The 21,548-nt window shown below is 69.3% G+C and carries 19 protein-coding genes; 4 read left to right on the forward strand and 15 right to left on the reverse strand.

The annotated features are described in order from the left end of the window. Nucleotides 1-2: 2 nt before the first annotated feature. From AB0E69_RS11210 to AB0E69_RS11280, 15 genes are all read right to left on the reverse strand, one after another. Entirely contained in the window at nt 3-1,190 is a 1,188-nt protein-coding gene (locus AB0E69_RS11210) for a CoA transferase (RefSeq protein WP_360142750.1), read from the reverse strand. Continuing rightward, a complete protein-coding gene (locus AB0E69_RS11215) occupies nt 1,187-3,175 on the reverse strand; it encodes an SUMF1/EgtB/PvdO family nonheme iron enzyme (RefSeq protein WP_360142752.1) in 1,989 nt (662 codons plus the stop codon). Before AB0E69_RS11215 ends, AB0E69_RS11210 begins: the two co-directional genes overlap by 4 nt. After that, a complete protein-coding gene (locus AB0E69_RS11220) occupies nt 3,172-4,065 on the reverse strand; it encodes a ribokinase (RefSeq protein ID WP_360142754.1) in 894 nt (297 codons plus the stop codon). The genes AB0E69_RS11215 and AB0E69_RS11220 overlap by 4 nt, the downstream gene beginning before the upstream one ends. After that, nucleotides 4,055-5,446 (reverse strand): ADP-ribosylglycohydrolase family protein, encoded by a 1,392-nt coding sequence (locus AB0E69_RS11225; protein ID WP_360142756.1) that lies wholly within the window; start codon nt 5,444-5,446, stop codon nt 4,055-4,057. Before AB0E69_RS11225 ends, AB0E69_RS11220 begins: the two co-directional genes overlap by 11 nt. Then, the gene (locus AB0E69_RS11230) at nt 5,443-6,582 is read right to left on the reverse strand and encodes an ADP-ribosylglycohydrolase family protein (protein WP_360142758.1); all 1,140 of its coding nucleotides are present in this window, start codon (nt 6,580-6,582) and stop codon (nt 5,443-5,445) included. Before AB0E69_RS11230 ends, AB0E69_RS11225 begins: the two co-directional genes overlap by 4 nt. Next, on the reverse strand, nt 6,579-7,865 hold the full coding sequence (locus AB0E69_RS11235) for an extracellular solute-binding protein (RefSeq protein ID WP_360142760.1): 1,287 nt from the start codon (nt 7,863-7,865) through the stop codon (nt 6,579-6,581). The genes AB0E69_RS11230 and AB0E69_RS11235 overlap by 4 nt, the downstream gene beginning before the upstream one ends. An 8-nt stretch (nt 7,866-7,873) precedes the next feature. Continuing rightward, nucleotides 7,874-8,707: a carbohydrate ABC transporter permease gene (locus tag AB0E69_RS11240; RefSeq protein ID WP_360142762.1), complete on the reverse strand. Its 834-nt coding sequence runs from the start codon at nt 8,705-8,707 to the stop codon at nt 7,874-7,876. Continuing rightward, a complete protein-coding gene (locus AB0E69_RS11245; protein ID WP_360142764.1) occupies nt 8,704-9,621 on the reverse strand; it encodes a sugar ABC transporter permease in 918 nt (305 codons plus the stop codon). Before AB0E69_RS11245 ends, AB0E69_RS11240 begins: the two co-directional genes overlap by 4 nt. Next, nucleotides 9,618-10,631 (reverse strand): LacI family DNA-binding transcriptional regulator, encoded by a 1,014-nt coding sequence (locus AB0E69_RS11250; protein ID WP_360142766.1) that lies wholly within the window; start codon nt 10,629-10,631, stop codon nt 9,618-9,620. The genes AB0E69_RS11245 and AB0E69_RS11250 overlap by 4 nt, the downstream gene beginning before the upstream one ends. 94 nt (nt 10,632-10,725) lie before the next feature. Continuing rightward, nucleotides 10,726-11,928: an MFS transporter gene (locus AB0E69_RS11255; protein ID WP_360142768.1), complete on the reverse strand. Its 1,203-nt coding sequence runs from the start codon at nt 11,926-11,928 to the stop codon at nt 10,726-10,728. A gap of 60 nt (nt 11,929-11,988) precedes the next feature. Further along, the gene (locus tag AB0E69_RS11260) at nt 11,989-12,876 is read right to left on the reverse strand and encodes a zinc metalloprotease (RefSeq protein WP_360142770.1); all 888 of its coding nucleotides are present in this window, start codon (nt 12,874-12,876) and stop codon (nt 11,989-11,991) included. 70 nt (nt 12,877-12,946) lie between these two features. After that, nucleotides 12,947-13,936, reverse strand: a complete 990-nt coding sequence (locus tag AB0E69_RS11265; RefSeq protein WP_360142774.1) for a potassium channel family protein — start codon at nt 13,934-13,936, stop codon at nt 12,947-12,949. Next, nucleotides 13,869-14,978, reverse strand: a complete 1,110-nt coding sequence (locus AB0E69_RS11270; RefSeq protein WP_360142776.1) for a GNAT family N-acetyltransferase — start codon at nt 14,976-14,978, stop codon at nt 13,869-13,871. The genes AB0E69_RS11265 and AB0E69_RS11270 overlap by 68 nt, the downstream gene beginning before the upstream one ends. A gap of 82 nt (nt 14,979-15,060) precedes the next feature. After that, on the reverse strand, nt 15,061-15,474 hold the full coding sequence (locus AB0E69_RS11275; RefSeq protein WP_360142778.1) for a hypothetical protein: 414 nt from the start codon (nt 15,472-15,474) through the stop codon (nt 15,061-15,063). Between the two features lie 24 nt (nt 15,475-15,498). After that, nucleotides 15,499-16,308 carry a GNAT family N-acetyltransferase gene (locus tag AB0E69_RS11280; RefSeq protein ID WP_360142780.1) on the reverse strand — a complete coding sequence of 270 codons (810 nt, stop codon included), beginning with the start codon at nt 16,306-16,308 and terminating at the stop codon, nt 15,499-15,501. 73 nt (nt 16,309-16,381) lie between these two features. On the opposite strand from AB0E69_RS11280, the gene AB0E69_RS11285 reads away from it, so the two are divergent. The 4 genes from AB0E69_RS11285 (at nt 16,382) to AB0E69_RS11300 (ending at nt 21,507) form a co-directional block, all read left to right on the forward strand. Continuing rightward, on the forward strand, nt 16,382-16,996 hold the full coding sequence (locus AB0E69_RS11285; protein ID WP_360142782.1) for a hypothetical protein: 615 nt from the start codon (nt 16,382-16,384) through the stop codon (nt 16,994-16,996). 305 nt (nt 16,997-17,301) lie between these two features. Then, nucleotides 17,302-18,051, forward strand: a complete 750-nt coding sequence (locus AB0E69_RS11290; RefSeq protein WP_360142784.1) for an ABC transporter ATP-binding protein — start codon at nt 17,302-17,304, stop codon at nt 18,049-18,051. Further along, nucleotides 18,048-20,705: an FtsX-like permease family protein gene (locus AB0E69_RS11295; RefSeq protein WP_360142786.1), complete on the forward strand. Its 2,658-nt coding sequence runs from the start codon at nt 18,048-18,050 to the stop codon at nt 20,703-20,705. The genes AB0E69_RS11290 and AB0E69_RS11295 overlap by 4 nt, the downstream gene beginning before the upstream one ends. Before the next feature lie 46 nt (nt 20,706-20,751). After that, nucleotides 20,752-21,507, forward strand: coding sequence for a hypothetical protein (locus tag AB0E69_RS11300; protein WP_360142788.1), 756 nt, complete (start codon nt 20,752-20,754; stop codon nt 21,505-21,507). Nucleotides 21,508-21,548: the final 41 nt, after the last annotated feature.

The following is a 21,548-nucleotide window of genomic DNA, read 5'->3' on the forward strand; positions in this document are numbered from 1 at the left end:
CCTTACACCACTCCAGCAGCTCGCAGACCGGCGAGCTGGTCCGGGGTGATTCCGATTTCGGCGAGCACCTCGTCGGTGTTCGCGCCGTGCGGCCGGCCGGCCCAGCGGATCAGGCCGGGCGACTCGGACAGCCGGAACAGGACGTTCTGCATCTCGACCGGCCCGCCCAGCTCGTCGTCCTCGACCGCGACGATCGTGCCGAGCGCGGCGTACTGCGGATCCGTCACGATGCCGCGGATGTCGTGCACCGGCGCGACCGCGGCCTCGGCCTTCTCGAACTCGGTCATCACCTCGTCCAGCGGCCGCTGCGCGATCCACGAACCGACCGCGTCGTCCAGTTCGTCGGCGTGCTCGGCCCGCTCCCGCCCGGTCGCGAACCACGGCTGCATGATCAAATCGGATCGACCGACCAGCGTGACCACTCGCTCAGCGATGCTCTGCGAGCTCGTCGACACCGCGACCCAGCGGCCGTCCGCAGTCCGGTAGACGTTCCGCGGCGCGTTGTTCGACGACCGGTTCCCGAGCCGCGGCTGCACGTACCCGGTCTGTTGGTACGCCGTGATCCCGCCGCCGAGCATCATCAGGATTGGTTCGATGATCGCCAGATCGATCACTTGACCAGATCCTGATCGATCGCGCTCGTGCAACGCAACCATCACGGCGTACGCCGTCGCCAGCGCCGTGATCCCGTCCGCGAGCCCGAACGGCGGCAGCGTCGGCGGACCGTCCGGCTCACCGGTGACCGCCGCGAACCCGCTCATCGCCTCGGCCAGAGACCCGAACCCCGGGCGCCGCGACCACGGCCCGACCTGACCGAACGCCGTGACCCGCGCGATCACCAGCCGCGGATTGGCCTCGAGCAACACGTCCGGACCGATGCCCCAGCGCTCCAGCGTCCCCGGGCGGAAGTTCTCCACGAGGACGTCGTGCTGCCGGACCAGCGCGAGAAACGTGTCCCGGCCGCGGGACAGGTCGAGCGTCGCGACCCGCTTGTTCCGGCCGAGCGTTTTGAACCAGAGCCCGACGCCGTCCTTGGACGCGCCGTGCGTCCGGGCCGCGTCCGGGCGGTCCGGGTGCTCGACCTTGGTCACGTCGGCGCCGAAGTCGCCCAGGAACGTCGCTGCCAGTGGTCCCGCGAACAGCGTCGCCGCCTCGAGCACCTTCACACCGTCGAGAGGAGCAGGTCTCATCCCGCGCACCGGAAACCGATGCTCGCGGACCGGTCCAACCCACCACCGGTCAGCACGAGCTTGAAGCTCACCTCGGGGTCCTTCGGCCCGCCGTCGGCGTACCAGTCGGAGCCCTCGGCGACGTAGTGCGAGCCGCCCTTCAGGATGCAGAACCGGCTGCGGCCGTCGCGGTGCTCGCTCTCGGTCAGGTTCCAGACCAGCGGCTCGCGCCGGGTGAAGCCGTCCTCGAGCGCGGCGAGCTGCCACTCGTCCTCGGTGGGCAGCCGCGCGCCGCGCCAGGCGGCGTACGCCCGCGCGTCCGGCAGGTCGACATACGTCACCGGGTGCTCCTCGGTCCCGGGAACCGGGGCTCCCTCGACCCAGTGCTTCAGGAACCGGTTCGCAATCAACGGCCGGTAGCCGGTGGCGTTCAGGAACTCGGCGTACTGCGCGTTGCTCACCTCGGTGATCGCGACCGAGATCCCGGCCAGGTCGACCTCGCGCTTGACCTTCTGCTGGTCGTGCAGGCGGGGCGGGAGCGGCTTCCACTCCTCGACGTACGGCGCCTGGTCGTAGAGACCCGTCTCCCGGCGCCGGTGCCGGACGGTGAGAACGCGTTTCCCGGCCGGTACGTCGACGACCGGGCCGATCTTGGCGTTCCCCCAGATCTCCGGCGGCTCGACCCGCTCGGCCGGACGCATCGGGAACGCATTCTCGGCGACGTGCGGCCGCGGCATCGTGCCCAGCCGGCGCGCGGTCGCCCGGCAGCTCGCACCGGCGGTCGCGCCGACCCGGATGATGCCGGCCACGCCGCGCCCCGGCACGACCAGGTGGACGCCGTCGTCGTCCGACGTGATCGGTACGCCCGACGTCACGTCGTACCAGTCGCCGACCTGGTCCTCGGACCGCAACACGATCCCGTCGAAGTCCTCCTCGTCGCGGTTGACCAGCGTCCAGAACGTGATGTCGGCCAGGTCGAACCGGGAGCCGTAGATCCCGTGGTCGCGCGCCTTCTCCGGGATCTCAGGCGTCAGCTGGATCCAGTCGCCGTTGATCAGCACCGGAGCGAACGCCCGCTGAGCCGCCACCATCCGGCGCAGCGTCGCGCGGTCCCGGGCGTTCCAGCCGACCCAGGCCGAGAACACCGACTCCCAGACCAGCATGCCGACGCCGTTCACCCAGGCGGACTGCAGCTCGTCGCTGTGGTCGCGGTTCCAGCGGCGGGTGTGGTGCATCATGTGCCGGCGCTCGAACAGGTGCGCGCGCAGCACGCCCGGCGCGCGGGTGTCCGCGAACCACTGCGCCCAGGACAGCGCATGGTCGCCGATCCTTGCCATCGGCAACCGTGACTCGCCCTCGAGGGCGATCGCCGGGTTCGCCCGCCGGAGCGCCCGGGTGAACGCCGGATCGCCCTCCTTCAACGTGTCCAGGAAGACACCGTCGACGGCGTACTCCGCGACCAGCGCGGCGAACTCGTCCGCGTCCGAGCGCTCCGCCCGGCGGGTGCCGACGTCCCACGGGTTGTAGTCGAAGAACACCTTCAGGCCGTGCTCGTGCAGGTCGTCGACCAGCTGCCGCAGGCCGGGTACGTCGCGGTAGAAGTCGAACTGGTTGCGGTCGTCGATCCCGATCACCGGGTACGCGTGCCAGAGCACGATCGCGTCGTACCCGCCGAACTCGTCGATGCCGTGCCGGACGAACCGCTCCGGGGTGAACCTCCCGGTCGTGACGTCGTACAGCAGGTCGTCCCAGAGCCAGACCAGCGCCACGGAGTACGCCGTCTGGGTCCACTCGCGGCCGGGCTCGTCGTAGTGGGAGCCGTCGTACCGGGTCCGTTCGATGGCGCCGAACCGCCATTCGGCGAGCTTGGCGCGCCACCGCGGCAGGTCGGCCGGGTCCTCCGGGGCGCCGAGGATCTTGGCGTCGTCCAGGAAGGACATGTCGGCCCGAAGCCCCAGGTCCACCCGGGCGGGTAGATCGATGGGCCGCGGCTCGAGCGGATTCACAGGTACACCTCCGCATAGCGCGCGTCGATCGCATCCCCGTGAGGCACCGAGGGAATCGCCCCCGCGGCCTGAACACTCAATGAAGCAGCAACGTTAGCGCGTCGGACGGCGTTCGTCAGGTCGGTTGCGGCGATCGCGTCGATTGTTGACTTGGAAGCCAAGGTCGCGGCGAGGACCCCGCAGAAGGTGTCGCCCGCGGCGGTGGTGTCGACCACCTCGACGGGTACACCGGGAACCGCGATCTCGTCGGCGCCGCGGGTCAGGATTACCGCGCCGGCGCGGCCGAGGGTGACCACTACGGCCGGGACCTTCTCGAGCAGCGCGGACCGGTCGGCGCCGGCGATCGCCTCGGCCTCGGTCTCGTTCACCACCAGGAGGTCGACCTCGGCGAGCAGCTCGTCGGAGAGCTCGGCGGCGGGGGCTGCGTTGAGGATGAAGTACGCGCTCGCGGCGGCCGCGGCTCGGACGGCCGGAAACGGGATCTCGAGTTGGGCCAGCACAACCTTCGCGGTACCCAGGGCGGACACGGCGGCGGGGGTCAGGGTCAGCTCGCCGTTCGCGCCTGGAGCGACGACGATCGAGTTCTCGCCGAGCTCGTCGACGGTGATGATCGCCGTACCGGTCGGGGCGTCGCTGGTCGTGGCGAGGGAGAGGTCGACGCCGTCGAGCGCGTCGCGGAGGAGGGCGCCGCCTTCGTCGTCGCCGAGCGCGACGATCATCGCCGTACTGGCGCCGGCGCGGGCCGAGGCGACCGCCTGGTTCGCGCCTTTGCCGCCGGGGCCGCGGGTCATGGTGCCCGCGAGCACTGTCTCGCCCGGTCGTGGGATCCGCTGGACCGGGAGCACGAGATCCACGTTCGCGCTCCCCACCACGACTACCTCAGGCTGCACCCCCGGCCACCTCCACAGTCCTCGCCGCCAGCTCGTCGATCGCGATCTGGTTCATCCCGGGCAGGCTCGTGGCCACCCGATTGTCCAGTGGTGCGCACCACTCTGCCGGAACCCCGCGGGTCGCGCCAAACACCGCCCCGACCGTCGCACCGACCGAGTCCGTGTCCCAGCCGCCCATCACCGCGCGCCCGACGGCGGTCGCGAAGTCGGGGGCGGTCAGGGCGTAACCGGCGAGAGCCGAGTTGTTGACCGCGTGGACCCAGTGCAGGTGTCCGTACTCCGCATGCAGTCGGTCTAGTGCTTCATCGAGCTCTAGGTCGGCGAGGTCGAGGCCGAAGCGAACGGCGCGCTTGAGCTCACCGTCCCCGATCACTTCCAGCCCCGCGAGCGCCGCCTCAACCGGGTCGTCCAGGACCATCGCCGCCGCCGACATCGCGGCCACCCATAACGCACCGTCCACGCCGGCACCGGTATGACTCAACCGAGCATCCGTCAGCGCGAGCTGCGCGGCCGCAGTCCGATCACCTGGGTTGACCCACCCGTAAACATCCGTGCGGATCTGCGCCCCGATCCACTCCCGGAACGGATTGCCTGTCGTCGCCGCCTGCTCCGGCTCGACCCCTTGCAGAAGGTTGCGATAGGCAACCCGCTCGGCCGTGAACACCCGCCCCGCCGGCAGATCGTTCAACCAGCTCTGCGCCACATCCTCCGTCGTCAACCCACGCCCGAACCGCTCGAGCATCAGCAACGCCAGAATCGCAAAGTTGATGTCGTCGTCCTCCGGCATCCCGTCGATCACTTCCCGCAAGCTGTTCACCTGCGACCGCCGATTCCACGGCCACCGCTCCACCACCTCCCCCGGCACCCCCACCGCGGTGATGTACTCGCTCAGCGGCCACTGCCCCGAACTCTCCAAAATCTCCCGAATCCCCACCCGAGAAATCTTCTCCACCGGCTTCCCCAACAAATTCCCAGCCATCCGCCCCAACCAAGCATCCAGCACCCGCTGCTCAAACCCCCGCGCCCCGCCGACACTCTGCCGGGAGAGACCTACTGCCTCGCGAGACGAGGGTGTCTCGGTGCCCGGCTCGCCCGTCTTCTGCTTTTCGAGGCCGTGGGCCTCGCCAAGCAGAGGGGTGGTGGGGATGGTTGGTGGTTGCCAGGGTGGGGTGCGGGTGTCCAGTTCGTCCATCAGTTGCTTGGCCAGGGTGCGCAGTTCTGGTGTTGCTGGTAGGTCCGTTGCGCCGGAGACGGGAGCTTCTAGGGAACCGCCGGCTGTGGTCCAGCGTGACTCGACGTCGGTGATGGCGACGCCTTCGGCTCGGGACTGGATCAGTTGGTGTGGGAGGAGGTCTTCGGGTTGGACCCAGGTGAGTCTCATCGGGTCAGAGTCTCCAGTACTTCGGTGCGGTGTGCCCAGCGGCGCGCGTCGGATGCGTGCAGGTCGGCGGCGACGGACGCCATCACCTGACCCGGGCGGACCAGGTCGGTCCTGCTGGCCGTGGCGACGTCCTCCGCCCAGTCCTGAGGTACGCCGGATGAGCCGTTCAGCGCCCCGGCGATCGCGCCCGCCATCGACGCGATCGAGTCCGCGTCGCGGCCGTAGTTCGTGCCGCCGAGGACGGCACGGCGTACATCTCCCTCCGCCACCAGCACGAACCCGAGCGCGACCGGCAGTTCCTCGATCGCTTTCGTGCGGCTCGGGCGGCGGGCGTCCAGCGACTGGTCGCGATAGTCGGGCCCGACCGTGTCGTACGGCGCGATCGCCTTGCGCAAAAGCGGAATCGCCTGCTCCCAGTCGGTCACCCCGGACGCCGCCTCCGCCACCGCCTCGACCGCGCGCCGAGTCCCATCCTTGGCCAGACCAACAGCAGTCTCGACCACAGCCGCCGCCGTCACCCCCGGAACCATCGCCGCAGCAACAGCAGCCGCGAACACCCCGGCCGCCTCCCGCCCATAACTCGACTGATGCGCCCCAGCCACATCCACCGCCTCGGCGTACGCACCCGCGGGATCACCAGCGTTGGCAATCCCCACAGGTGCCATGTACATCGCCGCACCACAGTTCACGATGTTCCCGACGCCGGCCTCACGCGGATCAACATGCCCGTAGTGCAACCGCGCCACCAACCACTTCTCCGCCAGGAACACCCGCTGGAGCAGCAGCGCCTCGGTCTCCAGCTCGGGCACCCACCGCGGCCCGCTCACCATCTTCGGCACCAACGACTCAGCCACCGCATAAGCATCCAGATGCGTACGCCGCTCGTCGTACACCTCGACCAGCGCATGCGTCATCAACGTGTCGTCGGTGATGTGCCCATCGCCCTTGTGGTACGGCGCAATCGGCCGAGCCGTCCGCCACTCGTCGTACCACGGCCCGACAATCCCCGTGACCCAGCCACCGTGCCGTTCCCGAATCGCCTCCGGCGTCCAGCCCTCGACGGCCCCGCCGATCGCATCACCGACCGCGGAGCCGACGAGAGCGCCGACCGCCTTCTCCTCCAGCAGGGACGTCACTGGTTGACCTGACCCCATCCGTCGCTCAGCTTCTTCCCCAGTCCGGCGAGATCAGACTTGTTCGCCAGGTACTCCTGTAGCGCCGGCGTCGCGATCTGGTCCTTCCACTTCGGGTAGTTCTCCACGCTCTGGAACGGCGCCTTGGTCAGCTCGGTGCCGCTGGCAAGCGTCTGCTGCCAGCCGTTCTTCCCACCGGTCGTCTTCAGGATCGCGTCCCGCGCCGCCTGCGTGGTCGGGATCAGCCAGTCGCCCTGCCCGACGGCGGCCAGGTTCTCCGCCTTCATGAAGTAGTCGATGAACTTCGCCGACTGCTCGACATGCTTGCCCTCGGCCGGTACCGACAGCGTCTGCGGGTTCGCGGCCTGCTGGGTGCTCGTACCCTTCAGCGGCGGCAGCACCTCCCACTGGAAGCCCTTCGGTGCCTCCTCGAGGATCTGCTGCGCGGCATAGTTGCCGCCGACAATCATCGCGTACTTGCCGGCGTAGAACCCGGGCAGTACGTCGGACCCGCTCTGGGTCAGCGAGGTCGGGTCGATCGACTTGTCGTCGTACGCCATCGCGTGGATCCGCTTCGGCACCTCGAGCTCGGCGTCGCCGATCGTTGCCTTGGCGTCCTTACCGCTGCCGTCGAAGAACTTCGCGTCGAAGTTCATGCCGAGGTTGAGCACCGTCGCGGTCGGGCTCTTCAGCCCCCAGCCGAGACCGAACTTGCCGCCCGCGGTCAGCTTCTTCGCGTTCGCGGCCAGGTCGTCCCAGCTGAGCGAGTCGCCGGTCGCGGTGATCCCGGCGCCTTTGAGCAGCGCGCTGTTCGCGAACACGACGTACGACTGCAGCAGGGTCGGCGCGGCGTACACCTTGCCGTCGTTCGAGACCGTGTCCCAGACGCCCTTCGAGACCGCATCCTTGGTCTCCTGGCTCAGGTACGGCGAGAGGTCGGCGAGGTAGCCCTGGTTGATGAACCCGGTGATGTCGGCGGACTCGTCGTGGATGATGTCCGGCGCGGTCCCGCCCTGGAACTGGGTGACCAGCTGGTCGTGCACGGAGTCCCAGCTGCCCTGGACGTACTCGACCTGGATGTTCGGGTTGGCGGCGTTCCAGTCGGCGACGATCTTCTTGGTCGCGGCCACGGTGGTCTTCTGGAAGGCGAGGCTCTGGAACTTGAGCGTCACCTTCTCGGTCGAGCCGCCCGATCCCGAGCTGCCGGAGCCACTGTTGCCACCACCACAGGCGGCGAGCGTCACCAGAGCGCTCGCCGCGAGCACCGCGGTCAGTACCTTCTTCATTACCTCTCCTAACCTTTGACTGCGCCGCTCAGCAGGCCGGAGGTCAACCTCCGCTGCAGGAAGGCGAAGAACACGAGACTGGGGACCGTCGCCAGCACCGAGGCGGCGGCGAGCGGACCGAACTGGACCTGACCCTCGGCACCGACGAAGCGGGCGAGGACCAGCGGAAGCGTTTTGAGCTGCGGGTCCTGGAGCAGGACCAGCGCGAAGAAGAACTCGTTCCAGGCCGAGATGAACGTGAACATCGCGGTCGCGATCAGCCCCGGCCGGAGCAGTGGCATCACGATCGACACGATCGTCCGGAGCCGGCCCGCCCCGTCCACGGACGCCGCCTCTTCCAGCTCGCGCGGTACTGCGCCGACGTACCCCTGCAGCATCCAGAGCGCGAACGGCAGCGACCAGACCATGTACACGATCACCACGCCCGGGATCGTGTTCGTGAGGTGCAGCGGGCGGAGGATCATGAACAGCGGGATCACGATCAGGATCACCGGGAACACCTGGGACACCAGGATCCAGCCGTTCGTGAGCGGCCGGAGCCGGCTCCGGAACCGGGCCAGCGCGTAGGCGACCGGCAGCGCGATGACCAGCACCAGGATCGTGCTGTAGATCGAGATCTGCAGGCTGTTGCCGAGGCCGCGGACCAGGCCCTGCTCGTTCAGCGCATCGGTGTAGTTGGAGAAGTCGGCGTGCTTCGGCAGCAGGCTCGGCGTGATGCTCGCGAACTCCTGCGGCGACTTCAGCGAGCTCGAGATCAGCCAGAGCAGCGGGAAGCCGAGGAACACCAGGTAGCAGAGCACGGCGACGTACTGCAGGAAACGGGTGGCCGGACGGGTTCTCATGCTTCGCTCCGCAGCCGGTTCCGGAGGTAGAAGAACAGGAACAGGATGATGATCACGACCATCACGTCACCCATCGCGGCGGCCATCCCGAAGTTCCCGTACCGGAAGGCCTCGTTGTAGGCGAAGAGCATCGGGAGCATGGTCTTGCCACCCGGGCCGCCGGCGGTGAGCACGTAGACCAGGCCGAACGAGTTGAAGTTCCAGATCAGGTCCAGGCTGGTGATCGCGACGATGACCGTTCTGAGCTGCGGCAGCGTGATGTGCCGGAACTGGCTCCACGCGCCGGCGCCGTCGACAGCGGCTGCTTCGTAGAGCGTGCGGTCGATGCCCTGCAGGCCGGCGAGCAGCGTGACCGTGGTCATCGGCATACCGACCCAGATCCCGACCACGATCACAGCCGGGAGCGCCGTGCTGAAGTTGCCGAGGAAGTTGATTGGGTGGTCGGTGAGGTGCAGGTTCTGCAGGATCTCGTTGACCGGGCCGTTGGTCGGGTGCAGCAGCAGGCGCCACATGATCGCGACCACCACCGGCGGCATTGCCCACGGGATCAGCGCGAGGGTGCGGGCGACGCCGCGGAACCTCAGGTTCGTGTTCAGCAGCAGGGCGAGGCCGAGCGCGGCGACGAACTGGAGGATCGTGACCGAGAGGGTCCAGATCACGCCGATCCGGAACGAGTCCCAGAACAGGTGGTTGTGCAGGAGCTTGCTGAAGTTCTCGAAGCCGACGAAGCGCGTCTCGACGCGAAGGCCGGCGCGGGCGTCGGTGAAGCCGAGCGCGATTCCGCGGATCAGCGGGTAGACGCTGAGCGAGAGCACCGGCAGCAACGCGGGGAGGAACAGGAAGATCGCTTCCCGGTTCTGCTTCGGCCGCCCGGCCTGCTTCAGCTCTGTCGGTGCGGTCATCGTCGCCGTCACGGCGTCGACCCCCGCACACTCAGCGCCGGCTGTACGACGATCCGCCGCGGCGTCCGCGTACTGTCCTCGATCCTTGCCAACAGCAACTCAGCCGCCCGCCGCCCCCGCTCCGCCGACCCCAGGTTCACACTCGTCAACGTCGGAAAACACTGCTCGGCCAACTCACTGTCATCCATCCCCACCACAGCCACATCCGCAGGCACCAGCAACCCCACCGCAGCCAACTCATGCATCAACCCCACGGCCAGCAAGTCGTTCGCACAAACCACCGCGTCAAAGGCGCTGGAACCCGAGCCCGTGCGCCCCCTTCCTTCCAGCAGTTCTGGGGCTGCGGCGCGGCCTGCTGTGAAGGTGAAGTCGGCGGCCTCGGCTACAGCTGCCGGTTCGAGACCGTGCGTTTTTAGGGCGTCTGCGAAGCCCTTGGCTCGGGCGGTGCCGGGGACTGTGTCGGCGGGGCCGTTGAGGAAGGCGATTCGGCGGCGGCCGCGGGAGACCAGGTGGTCGACGGCGAGCAGCATGCCCTTGGGGGAGTTGGCGCGGACGGTGTCGACGCCGGCCTTGGCTGGCACGTTACCGGCGACCACCACCGGTACCTCGCACTCGCGGATCGACTTGATCAGGTCCTCGTCGACGCGCAGCGGGCTGATCACGAGACCATCGGCGTACCCACGCGCCATCCCCCGCACCAACGCGACCTCGTCGACGATCTCCGGACCGGTCGTCGTCACCACCAGCCGATAGCCGGCCGCGGCGACCACCGACTCCACCGCGCGCATCATCGTCACGTACACCGGGTTGCCGACGTCAGCGACCGCCAGCGTCAGCTGAAACGTCCGCCCGACCTTCAGCGACCGGGCCCGCGCGTCTGGCACGTATCCGAGCTCCCCCACCGCCCGCTGCACCCGCTCGGCCATCTCCTCGGTCGCCGGCAGCCCGTTCAGTACCCGCGACACCGACGCCACCGAGACCCCGGCAGCCCGAGCCACCTCAGCAATCGTCGGCCGACTCACACGGTCTCCTGTAATCGTTCTTGTAATCGTTTACAGGCCAGACAGTAGAGCGCCCGGAACGACACCGTCAACACCCAAGAGCCAGGCGAAGCGGTCAGCGACCAACCGGCTGCACAGCGCCAGCACGAAGCGTGACGCCCAGCGCGACGACAACACCCACAGCTCCAGCAACCGCCACCGTGTGCGCCACCCCGATCCGGTCGGCCAGCAGCCCCGCCAACACCACCCCAAGCCCCTGAGCGGTCAGTACGCCGGAGTTCAGCAACCCCATCACCTGCGCGCGACTCTCCGCGGGTGTCTGCCGCCCGAAGGACGCCCCCACCTGGATCTGGTACGCCGTGCACATCCCGCTGACCACCAGAATCACCAGGACGACCACCACCGGCGGTCTGGCGAAGCACAGCATCAACACCGCACCAGCAGCCACCGCCAGCGGCCCGGTCCACCCCGGCCGCCGCGCGGCATCGACGTACCTGGTGAAGAGCCACGCGCCAACCACCAGACCAGCTGCGGGTGCGCCCATCAGCAGCCCCACGGTCGCGGCCGGTGCGTGCAGCTCGGACACCCACGCGGCCGCCAGCCCCTCCGGTCCGATGTAGAGGCCGGCCAGCATGCCGAGCACGTACAACCCGGGCAGCCCAGCCACGGACCGGATCACCCGCACCCCCTCAGCCGTCGACGACCAGAAGCTCCGGCGCACACCACCCGCCGCGGCCGGCCGGCGCCGTACAAACACCCGCAGGATCAGTGCCGAGCACAGGAACGTCCCAGCGTCGACCAACAGCGCCACCCGCGGGCTGAGGAACGCCACCACCACACCACCCGCAGCAAACCCGACCAACTGCGCGCCCTGGATCGTCATGCTCCGGATCGCCAGCGCACTCACATACGCCTCACCGGCGAGCATCTCCGGCAGCAGCGCCAACCGCGCCGCCCGAAACGGCCCGCCCACCAGCGCCACCCCAGCCATCGCCGTACACACCACCGCCAACGGCATGCCCGGCACAGCCATCACCACGACCAGCACCGCGCACAGGAGGTCGCACGCGATCATTACCGAGCGCCGCGGCAACCGGTCCGCCAGCCCGGACAGCAGCGCCGAGCCGACGAACGCCGGTGTGTACGACAACCCCAACGTCAACGCAGCCAGCGCCGCCGACCCGGTCCGCTCGAACACGAGCACAGCCAACGCCACCCGAGCCAGCTGATCACCAACCTGCGACAGCGCCTCCCCGGCCCACACCCCACGAAACTCCGGTACGTCGAACGCCGCCCGAAACGTACCGGCCCCAGTCATACCCGGGATCGTGCAGCGCCCCGACGTACCCCTCAAGGCTTTCCGTCAGGACGCAAGAGCTCACGCGCGGTAGAACAACCAGGCGTCGGCCATCCGTTGGGCCTGGCCCGGGGTGAACTGGGTGTAGCAGGAGTCGTACGAGTAGTCCATGTAGTTGTGGATCGGGTCGAGGCCCGGTGCCGAGCAGGTGTCCTTGCCGGCCGGGCAGCCGCTGGTCGGTGTCTTCTCCGCCGGGGTGTCGTCGACGAAGTCGCCCTTCGCGTTGCAGCCGCCGAAGAACGTGTGCTCGAGGTTCAGCCAGTGACCGACCTCGTGGGTAGCGGTCTCGCCCTGGTCGTACCGGCCCGCGAACCTCGTCGACGCACCCGGGACGGACTCCCAGTTGATGACGACGCCGTCGAGGTACGTCCGGCCTGGCTTGGTGACGATGTCCGGGAGGTACGCCCACCCGAGCAGGCTGTCCGAGGTGATCGAGTACAGGTTCAGGTCGCCCGGGCCGCCGACGTGCAGCGCCCGCTTCATGCTGTCCTCGTCCGTGCCGCTGGGCTTCAGGTGGAACCACGCCGCGTTGTCGGTGCGCGTCACCCCGGCCAGCCGGAAGCTGAAGCCGGTGCGCGCTCCGCCCTCACCGCCGACGTAGGTGTTGTTGAGTACGGCGATCTGCGCCTCGATCTGCGCCGTCGTGAGCGCACCGGTCGAACCGTCGGTGATCACGTGGAAGTAGACCGGCACGGTCGCCCTGAATCCGGCCCCCGCCCGGCCCTTCGCCGCGGCCGGCAGATCCTCCACGACCTGACCGAGATCCGGTTCGCGTGGCCCGCCGCGGGCCTGGACGACGCTCTCCGCAGACACGCACCCGCCACCCGCGGCCTGACCCTGCACCCCGGTCAGCCCCGCACACATCAGCGCCGCGATGCCGGCCATCCCGGCCGCTCTGCTCCACCTCATGACTGCCCCCTGCCGCGCTTCGGCCCCCAGGCAGTTCGACTCTATGCACGCGGCTGGTGCGGCGGAAGGTTCAGTCGTCGGTCTCGTCGGCGCCTGGGCGCTCGGCCCAGGGGGTCTCCTTGGCCGGGCGGACGACGATGAGCTTGTCGCCGGCCGCGAGCACCGACACGTTCGAGTCGTAGTACCGGTGCACCTTGCCGTCGCGGACCACCGAGACGACCCGGTCCGGTACGGCGGAGGGCGGCTTGCCGACCTCACGGCCGAGCACGGGCCGCTCGGCGACCTCCAGACCCTCGCCGTACGTCAGGAGGTCCTCCATGACCTCACCGAGGTTCGGACTGACCGCGGAGAGGCCCAGCAGCCGGCCGACGGCCTCGGAGGACGTCACCACCGCGTCTGCACCGCTCTGCCGGAGCAGCGGGACGTTGTCCTCCTCGCGGACCGCCACGACGACATGCGCACCAGGGTTGAGCTGGCGCACCGCCAGCGTGACCAGCACCGCCGAGTCGTCCCGGTCGGTCGTGACGATCACCTCGCGCGCCGACATCACCTCGGCGCGGCGCAGTACGGTCCGGTTCGTCGCGTCGCCGTGGAACGCGGCCATCTGATCGTTGCCCGCGTCACCGATCGCCTGGGCGCGCGGGTCGATCACCACGATGCTGTCCCGCTTCACCCCGTTGCTGATCAGTGTCTGCACGGCCGAGCGGCCCTTGGTGCCGTACCCGACGACGACGGTGTGGTCCTTCATCCGTTTCCTCCAGCGCGTGTCGCGCATGACCCGGCGGCCCTCGTTGGCCAGCACCTCCAGTGTGGTGCCGACCAGAACCACCAGGAACGCGATCCGCAACGGCGTCACGACGAAGGCGTTCACCAACCGCGCCGCCGGGGTGACCGGTGTGATGTCACCGTACCCGGTCGTGGTGAGCGTGACCGTGGCATAGTAGATGCTGTCGATCAGGTCGACGTGGCCGTCGTAGCTGTCCTTGTACCCGTCACGGTCGACCACCACGATCAGCACCATCACGACCAGCAGCCCCACCGCCACCAGGAAGCGGCTCAAGAGCTGAAAGAGCGGGGAGCGGGTGCTCGCGGGCAGGTTGACCAGCAGTCCGTGCGGATTGCGGCCGGGGGGAAGGGGTGGCACGGGTCCGACGATATTGCACCGGCGGCCGATCCACCGCATGCGACAGGCTTTCCGCGGACAGCGCGACCGTGGCCATCAGGTTGTCGCCGTCGCGCACGACCCGGGAACGCATCCGCAGCCGCTCGAGCGTCCGCAGCATCGCGTGGTTGTCGGGCTGTACGACGCAGACGGCCCGATCGGCCCCGAGCGCGCGGGCCTCGGCGATCACCTGGCGTAGCAACCGGAGCCCGAGCCCCTGCCGCTGCCACCCGTCCTCGACGAGTACGGCGACCTCCATCGTCGCACTCCCGAGCTCGTCCCAGGGAGCCGCGGTCGCCATCCCGATCACCGCGTCGCCGACACACGCCACGATCGACACTCCCCCGGCCGGCGCCGACAGGTGCCGCGCCGTCCGCACGGTCAGCTTCGCCATCGGCACGTGGTACCGCCGCGTCCGCGTCTCGTACGAGCACCGCTCGTGCATCGCCACGACCGCCCCGGCGTCCTCGACAGTCGCCGTCCGCAGCTCCGGTACGCCGCTCCCCGGCCGCGGCCCGTCGATCACCTCACCCCGCTCCGCCAGCCGCCCGGCGATCTCGACGAGGACGTCGGCCCGGGCCCACTCGGCCGGTGTGTACTCGTCGAACCCTTGCAGGTTGCCCAGCTCCTCGTCGACGGACATCGGGTCGTCCAGCAGCCGCAGCACCGCCCGCAGGTACCGCGTGGGTCCGTCACTCAGTACGTCGGCCTGGCACAGCCGGACCGTTGTCCGCAGACACCCGGCCTCGGCGGCGAGGGCGGTCAGGTCGTCAGCGGTCCAGCCGACACTGGTGGAGACGACCAGCTCGTCCACGGCCCCGGTCTCCGCGGTGAAGACCTCGAGGCTCAGGATGTTGATGTCTTCCGCACCACAGCGTGCAGCAAGTTCGGCCAGTGCACCGGGCCGGTCGGCGAGTTCGGTCCTGATCTTCCAGAGCATGCGGACGCCCTCCCTCGTGAAAACGTGCTTCCACTGTGCGTGCGGCCTGTTGCCCGGGCGGGTCCGGAATGTTACGCGGGCGTCAACGCTTGCGGCGGACCCGCGGCAGGTGCGTGGGGAGCTTCGGCTTCTGTGCCTTCTGTGCCGCAAGTGCGGCCCCGGACTCGCGTTTGTCCAGGTCGGAGTGGCGGAGGAGCTCGGGGTAGGCGCTCTGGGCGACGGTCGGATAGGTCGTCACGATCGCGTCGCCGGAGAACACGAAGAAGATCGCCTGGCCGTCCTTGATCACCTTGAGCAGGGACCCGTCGCGGACGGTCAGGGCGTGCTCAACGGCCTTGCGCCGGGCGGTTCGCTTGGCCCAGGCGGCCTGGACGGCCTGTTGGGCAGGTTCGCGCCCGTGCTTGACCGCTTCCACGATCAGCGGGCCGTAGCGCACGCCGTACTTGACCACGGTCTTCGCGATCCGGCCGCCGCTGCCTCCTGTTGCACCTGCCATACAGCGAGCGTACTGACTCCGGGGTCAGGCGGGCGGCGTCCAGATGTACGGCACGGTCACCGAGACCGGCCGCAGCCCGAGTCGAGCCAGGATGCCGCGGCTGTCCGGGGACGCGTCGACCTGCAGGTAGCGGTACCCGCGCTCGACGGCCAGATTCCGCCGATACGCGACGTGGGCCCGGTAGATCCCCTGGCCGCGGTACTCCGGCAACGTCGAGCCACCCCACAGCGAACCGAACTCGGTCCCGGTGTGGAACCGGATCCACGAACCGCACACGATCCGGCCGTCGTCGGTCTCGGCCACGACCACAACGGCCGGGTCGTCGTCCGTGATCGCCGCGGACAGCGCATCCGGAAGCCAGGCGTGCGAGTAACCCCACACTTCCTCCTCCATCGCCTGCATCCGCTCCAGGTCGGCGCGCGCGGTGATCTCCCGCAGCCGGATCCCGTCCGGTACGACGACCTCGGAGGTGAGCTCGGCGACGTCGCCGATCAGCAGGCACTCCTCCTCGTCGGGAACCAGCCCGGCTCGGGTCAGCCGCTCGGGCAGGTCCGCCGGCAGGTCGTGCGAGTAGTACTTCCACTCGAACTTCACGCCGAGCTTCGCGAAGTACTCGACCTGGTCGGCGATCAGCCGGTCCAGCTCGGCCCCGTCAGTATCCTCGGAGCCACCGAGGTACTGGACGAAACCGTCGCCCTCGAAGCCGACCTTGCGGATCAGCGGACCGACGCGCTCGACGCTGCCGCCGTTCGCGCTGCCCGGACGGGAACGGATCTGCTGGTCGTACGCGGCCCGGAGCGCGAGCGCTGCCGGCGAGGTGTCGAGAGGAATCACGGCCCCAAGTACATCAAACCCCGCAACGGGTTTTGCCCGGCTCGGCATGCGAGCCCGGAGCGCATCAGGCACCATGGAGGCCGTGACCACCCCCAACCCGCGCCGACCGATCCTGCCGGGCAACAAGTTGTTCGAGTCGCTGCCCGGCGCGAACGACCCGGCGACCGTCAGCGAGGCCGCGCACCGCACGGCCGAGTTGCTGGTGCGTGGCGTCCGCAAGTCCGAGGACACCGAGGTGCACGCGCGCGTGGTCAAGCTGGCCGACGAGTACGGTCTGGACGAGCTGGCCGAGCTCTGGTCCGACGCGTCCCCGGACTCGCTGCCCGGCTCGCTCTGGCGGCTGTACCTGCTGCGCTCCTGGGTGCACTCGAACGCCGAGGAGGTGTCCCGCGAGTTCGCCACCGGCCGCAAGTACGCCGAAGTCCATGCGGTGATCGCCGGCGTCGCCGAACCACCCGGACCGGCCGAGGTCCGGGAGATGATCGACGCGGTACTGCGGGGTGTCGCGACCGGGGACTTCGCCACCACGCTGGACCGCGCGGCCGCGTTCGCGCGGATCGTCGCCACCGGACGGGCACATCTGGCCGAGGACGGGCACGACCGGGTGCTGTCGGCGTCCAAACTGGTCGAGACCGCTGACCAGCTGCAGACCGCGGCGCGCGCGGAACGCGCCGGACAACTCTGGTAGTTGCGCAAGGCGCACTCCGGTGTTATAGGTCTCGTGGCCCGAGATCCCTACAAGACAAGGGGTTTGAGCACCCGTTACACTGTTCGAGGTGTCGGGCCGGTGCAAGCCCCGGGTCCCAAAATTAGCCGCTACGAGCGGCCACGCGCCGTGAGGCGCTTCCCGGTCCGGCACCACCAATCTCCCACCCCCGTGGCCCTGATCAGGGACCACTCCGGGTAAACCCCCTGTCGCTCAAGCCGGATCGCGGCCAGACTCGAAGCACTTTGACGGAACGGCTGGGGGCCGCTGACTCGTCGGGAGGGGCGATGGTCGGCATGGTGGGGATCGGAACCGAGGTTGTCCAGGCGGAGGACCTCGTGCGGGTGTACGGCGCGGGCGACACCGCGGTCCAGGCGCTGCGCGGCGTGGGGGTGCAGATGGAGGCCGGACAGCTCACCGCGGTGATGGGGCCCTCGGGGTCGGGCAAGTCGACGCTGATGCACATCCTCGCCGGGCTGGACCGCCCGACCTCGGGCTCGGTACAGATCGGCGGCACGGAAATCACGACGCTCGGCGACGACGCGCTCACCAAGCTGCGCCGGCGGCACATCGGCTTCATCTTCCAGTTCTTCAACCTGCTGCCGATGCTCACCGCCCGCGACAACATCCTGCTGCCGCTGACGATCGCCGGGGAGAAGCCGGATCCGGGGTACTTCGAAGGGCTCGTCGAGCGCGTCGGCCTCGCCGACCGCCTGACCCACCGGCCGGCCGAGCTGTCCGGCGGCCAGCAGCAGCGGGTCGCGATCGCGCGGGCACTGGTGTCCCGGCCGACCGTGGTCTTCGCGGACGAGCCGACCGGCAACCTCGACTCCCGGACCAGTGCCGAGATCCTCGCGCTGATGCGGTCCTCGGTCGAGGAGTACGGCCAGACGCTGGTGATGGTGACCCACGACGCCAAGGCGGCCGCGATGGCCGACCGGATCCTCTACCTCGCCGACGGCGAGATCGTGAAGGAGACCGGCCGGTCCAGCCAGCACGAGATCCTGCAGATCATCGACACGCTGGACCTGCAGTGATCAGGTTCGCGTTGCAGGGCCTGCTGGCCCGCAAGCTGCGCACGGCGCTGACCGCGATCGGCGTCGTCCTCGGGGTGGCGCTGATCTCCGGGACCTACGTCCTGACCGACTCCATCACGTCCGCGTTCGACTCGATCTTCACCCAGAACTACAAGAACACCGACGCCGCGATCACCGGGAAGACCGCGTTCGACGCGTCCCAGGACGGGACCGTGACCGCGCCGCCGTTCGCGGCCGGCCTGTTGCCGAAGGTCCGCGACCTGCCCGAGGTCGGCGCGGCCGGCGGAGCGGTCAGCGGCGAGGCGCAACTCATCGGCAAGGACGGCAAGGCGATCGTCTTCGGCGGTGCCCCGAACCTCGGGTTCAGCGTCGACCCCGCGCTACCCCAGTTCAACTCGCTGACCCTGGTGTCGGGTTCCTGGCCGTCGCCCGGCGAGGTGGTGATCGATACCCAGACCGCGCAGAAGAAGGGGTTCCGAGCCGGTGACGAGATCGGTGTGCAGGCGCGCGGACCGCTGCAGCGGATGCGGATCTCCGGCCTGGTCGAGTTCGGCGCGGTGTCGTCGATCGGTGGCGCGACGCTGGCCGGATTCGACCTGGGTACGGCGCAACACCTGTTCGACAAGGCGGGCAAGCTCGACCAGATCCTGATCGCGGCGAAGTCCGGCACCGGCAAGCAGCAGCTGATCGACGCGGTCCAGCGGGTCCTCCCCGCCGGGACCCAGGTCCGCAGTGCCGCGGACCAGGCCGCCGAGGACGCCGCCGGTACGACGAGCTTCCTGAACTTCCTGCAGACGTTCCTGCTGGTGTTCGGCGCGATCGCGTTGTTCGTCGGCTCGTTCGTGATCGCGAACTCGTTGTCGATCACCATCGCGCAGCGGACCCGCGAGTTCGCCACCCTCCGCACCCTCGGGGCGTCCCGCCGGCAGATCCTCGGCTCGGTCGTCCTGGAAGCGCTCGTCACCGGCCTGGTCGCGGCGGCGATCGGCCTGTTCCTGGGCCTCGCGATCGCGACCGGACTGTTCAAGCTGTTCGACGCGATCGGCTTCACGCTGCCGAACAACGGCCTGGTGTTCCGCAACCGGACCATCGTCGTCGCGTTGGTCGTCGGCGTCCTGGTCACGGTCCTCGCGAGCCTGCGGCCGGCGGTACGGGCGACCCGGGTGCCGCCGATCGCGGCGGTCCGCGAAGGCGCGATCCTGGTGCCGGGGCGGCTGAACCGCTTCCGCCCGGCCGGTGCCGCGCTGCTCGCCGCCGCCGGCATCGCGCTGGTCCTCGTCGGCCTGTTCGCCCACGGCCTGAAGACGAGCACGCTCCTGTCGCTGCTGGGCGCCGGGGTGCTGCTGCTCTTCATCGGGATCGCCACGTTCTCCGCCCGGCTCGTCCGGCCGCTGGCAGCCTTCTCCGACCCGGTGGCGCGCTGGTCGGTCGTCGTACTGACCGCTGTGATCTGGCCGGTCGTCCTGGTCCCGTTGTGGGCGCTGCGCCGGCTCTTCGGACGGCAGCCCGAGTTCCCGCGGGTACTTCCCGACCGGCCCGCAGTGGCGATCGGTGGCCAGAACAGCCGGCGCGATCCGCGCCGGACCGCATCGACCGCGGCGGCCCTGATGATCGGGCTGGCGCTGGTCACGCTGGTCGCCACGCTGGGCGCGGGGCTGATCAAACCGTTCGAGGACGCGGTCGACCGGATCTCCAGCTCGGACTACGCGATCACGGCCCAGAACAACTTCAGCCCATTGCCGCCGACGGTCGCCGCCACGGCCGCGAAGGTACCGACCGTCGGCGCGGTGACCAGCGTCCGCGGCGGACAGGCGCGGGCGTTCGACAAGACGATCCCGATCACCGCCATCGACCGGACCGCGCCACAGTTGCTGAGGTTCGACTGGCAGGCCGGATCGCAGGCGTCGTTGTCCCAGCTGGAACCCGACGGCGCGATCGTCGACGCCGACTACGCCGCGGAGCACTCGCTCAGCCTCGGCTCGACGTTCACCCTGCAGATGGTGACCGGGAAGCAGCTCCCGTTCCAGGTGCGCGGAATCTTCAAGCCGCCCGCGGGCGGATCGCCGTTCGGGAACGTGACGATCTCGGCGGCCACGTTCGACTCCGCGACTCCCCAGCCGCAGAACATCTACACCTTCCTGACCATGCGCGGCGGTGTGACGGCGGCGAACACCGCCGCGCTGAACGCTGCCCTGGCGCCGTTCCCGAACGCCAAGGGCGTCACCATCGAGCAGTTCAAGAAGGCGCAGACCGACAACATCAAGAGCCTGCTCAACGTGCTCTACGTCCTGCTGGCGCTGTCGGTCCTGGTCAGCTTGTTCGGCATCGTGAACACCTTGGTACTGACCGTCTTCGAGCGCACCCGCGAGCTCGGGATGCTGCGCGCGATCGGCCTGACCCGGGGTCAGGTGAAGCGGATGATCCGGCAGGAGAGCGTGATCACCGCGCTGATCGGCGGGGTGATCGGGATCGTTCTCGGTCTGCTGCTGGCCGCGTTGCTCGCCGCCCGGCTGGACGAGATCTCGTTCACCGTCCCCGTGGCCCAGCTGGCGATCTTCGCCGTGGTCGCGGTCGTGGTCGGCATCTTCGCGGCGATCTGGCCGGCCCGCCGGGCGGCGCGGCTCAACCCGCTGGAGGCGCTGCAGTACGAGTAGTTCTACGCACGAGCGGTAGACCCCGGCGCTGCTAGCTTCGCTGGCTGTGAAGCGACTTGCTGCCCTCACCGTGCTTCTGGTCCTTGCCGGATGCTCCACGGTCGAATCCAAGGACATCCGCACCAGCGGCATCACCGCGGACCTGACGGTGACGCTGCCCGATACCGGTGACGCCATCGACGCCAGCGCCACCTTGCGGGTCGGCAGCCTGACCTTCATCGAGCTGGGCAACGACGAGAAGCTCACCGCGTCGGGCGGCGGCAAATCCGCGGAGTTGAAGCGCCACCGCGCCGCCGGTGTCACGCAGTACAGCGCCCAGCTCGACGGCGTACTCGATCCGGGCACCGAGATCACCCTCGGGCTGCAGCGTGGCGGCGACAACGCGTCCGCGCCGAAGTCGACGGTGAAGCTGCCCGAGCGCGTCCGGCTGACCGCTCCGGCGGCCGGTACGACGTACTCTCGCCGGCGAGCGATCCCGATCAGGTTCGACAGCCTGCCGTCGGAGCGGGGAACGGTCGTGATCTGGTCCGGCCCGTGCATCGAGTCCGGCAGCATCGGGTTCGAGGCCGGCCGGGTCAGCGGGACCATCCCGGCCGGCTCGCTCACTGCCACGGCCGCGAAGACCACGACGACTGCGACAACTTCGACGACTGCGACGCCGGGTCCGGGCAAGGCGGCGACGACGTGCCTGGTCGACCTCACCCTCGTCCGTCGGACCGAAGGCACGCTGGACCCGGCGTTCAAGGACGGGCGGGTGATCGCAGAGAGCCGGTCCGTGCGGCAGATCAGCTCGGTTCCGTAGCTGAGTTACGACACGCGGCGGTCACGCGTCGGCCTTTTACC

This window comes from Kribbella sp. NPDC026611 (assembly GCF_040638345.1).
Lineage (GTDB): Bacteria > Actinomycetota > Actinomycetes > Propionibacteriales > Kribbellaceae > Kribbella.

Bases quoted from the DNA above. Each gene is read 5' to 3' on its own strand.
- AB0E69_RS11210 (WP_360142750.1), bottom strand. From the start codon at position 1,190: ATGAGACCTGCTCCTCTCGACGGTGTGAAGGTGCTCGAGGCGGCGACG.
- AB0E69_RS11225 (WP_360142756.1), bottom strand. From the start codon at position 5,446: ATGAGACTCACCTGGGTCCAACCCGAAGACCTCCTCCCACACCAACTG.
- AB0E69_RS11235 (WP_360142760.1), bottom strand. From the start codon at position 7,865: ATGAAGAAGGTACTGACCGCGGTGCTCGCGGCGAGCGCTCTGGTGACG.
- AB0E69_RS11240 (WP_360142762.1), bottom strand. From the start codon at position 8,707: ATGAGAACCCGTCCGGCCACCCGTTTCCTGCAGTACGTCGCCGTGCTC.
- AB0E69_RS11255 (WP_360142768.1), bottom strand. From the start codon at position 11,928: ATGACTGGGGCCGGTACGTTTCGGGCGGCGTTCGACGTACCGGAGTTT.
- AB0E69_RS11260 (WP_360142770.1), bottom strand. From the start codon at position 12,876: ATGAGGTGGAGCAGAGCGGCCGGGATGGCCGGCATCGCGGCGCTGATG.
- AB0E69_RS11270 (WP_360142776.1), bottom strand. From the start codon at position 14,978: ATGCTCTGGAAGATCAGGACCGAACTCGCCGACCGGCCCGGTGCACTG.
- AB0E69_RS11275 (WP_360142778.1), bottom strand. From the start codon at position 15,474: ATGGCAGGTGCAACAGGAGGCAGCGGCGGCCGGATCGCGAAGACCGTG.
- AB0E69_RS11285 (WP_360142782.1), top strand. From the start codon at position 16,382: ATGGAGGCCGTGACCACCCCCAACCCGCGCCGACCGATCCTGCCGGGC.
- AB0E69_RS11290 (WP_360142784.1), top strand. From the start codon at position 17,302: ATGGTCGGCATGGTGGGGATCGGAACCGAGGTTGTCCAGGCGGAGGAC.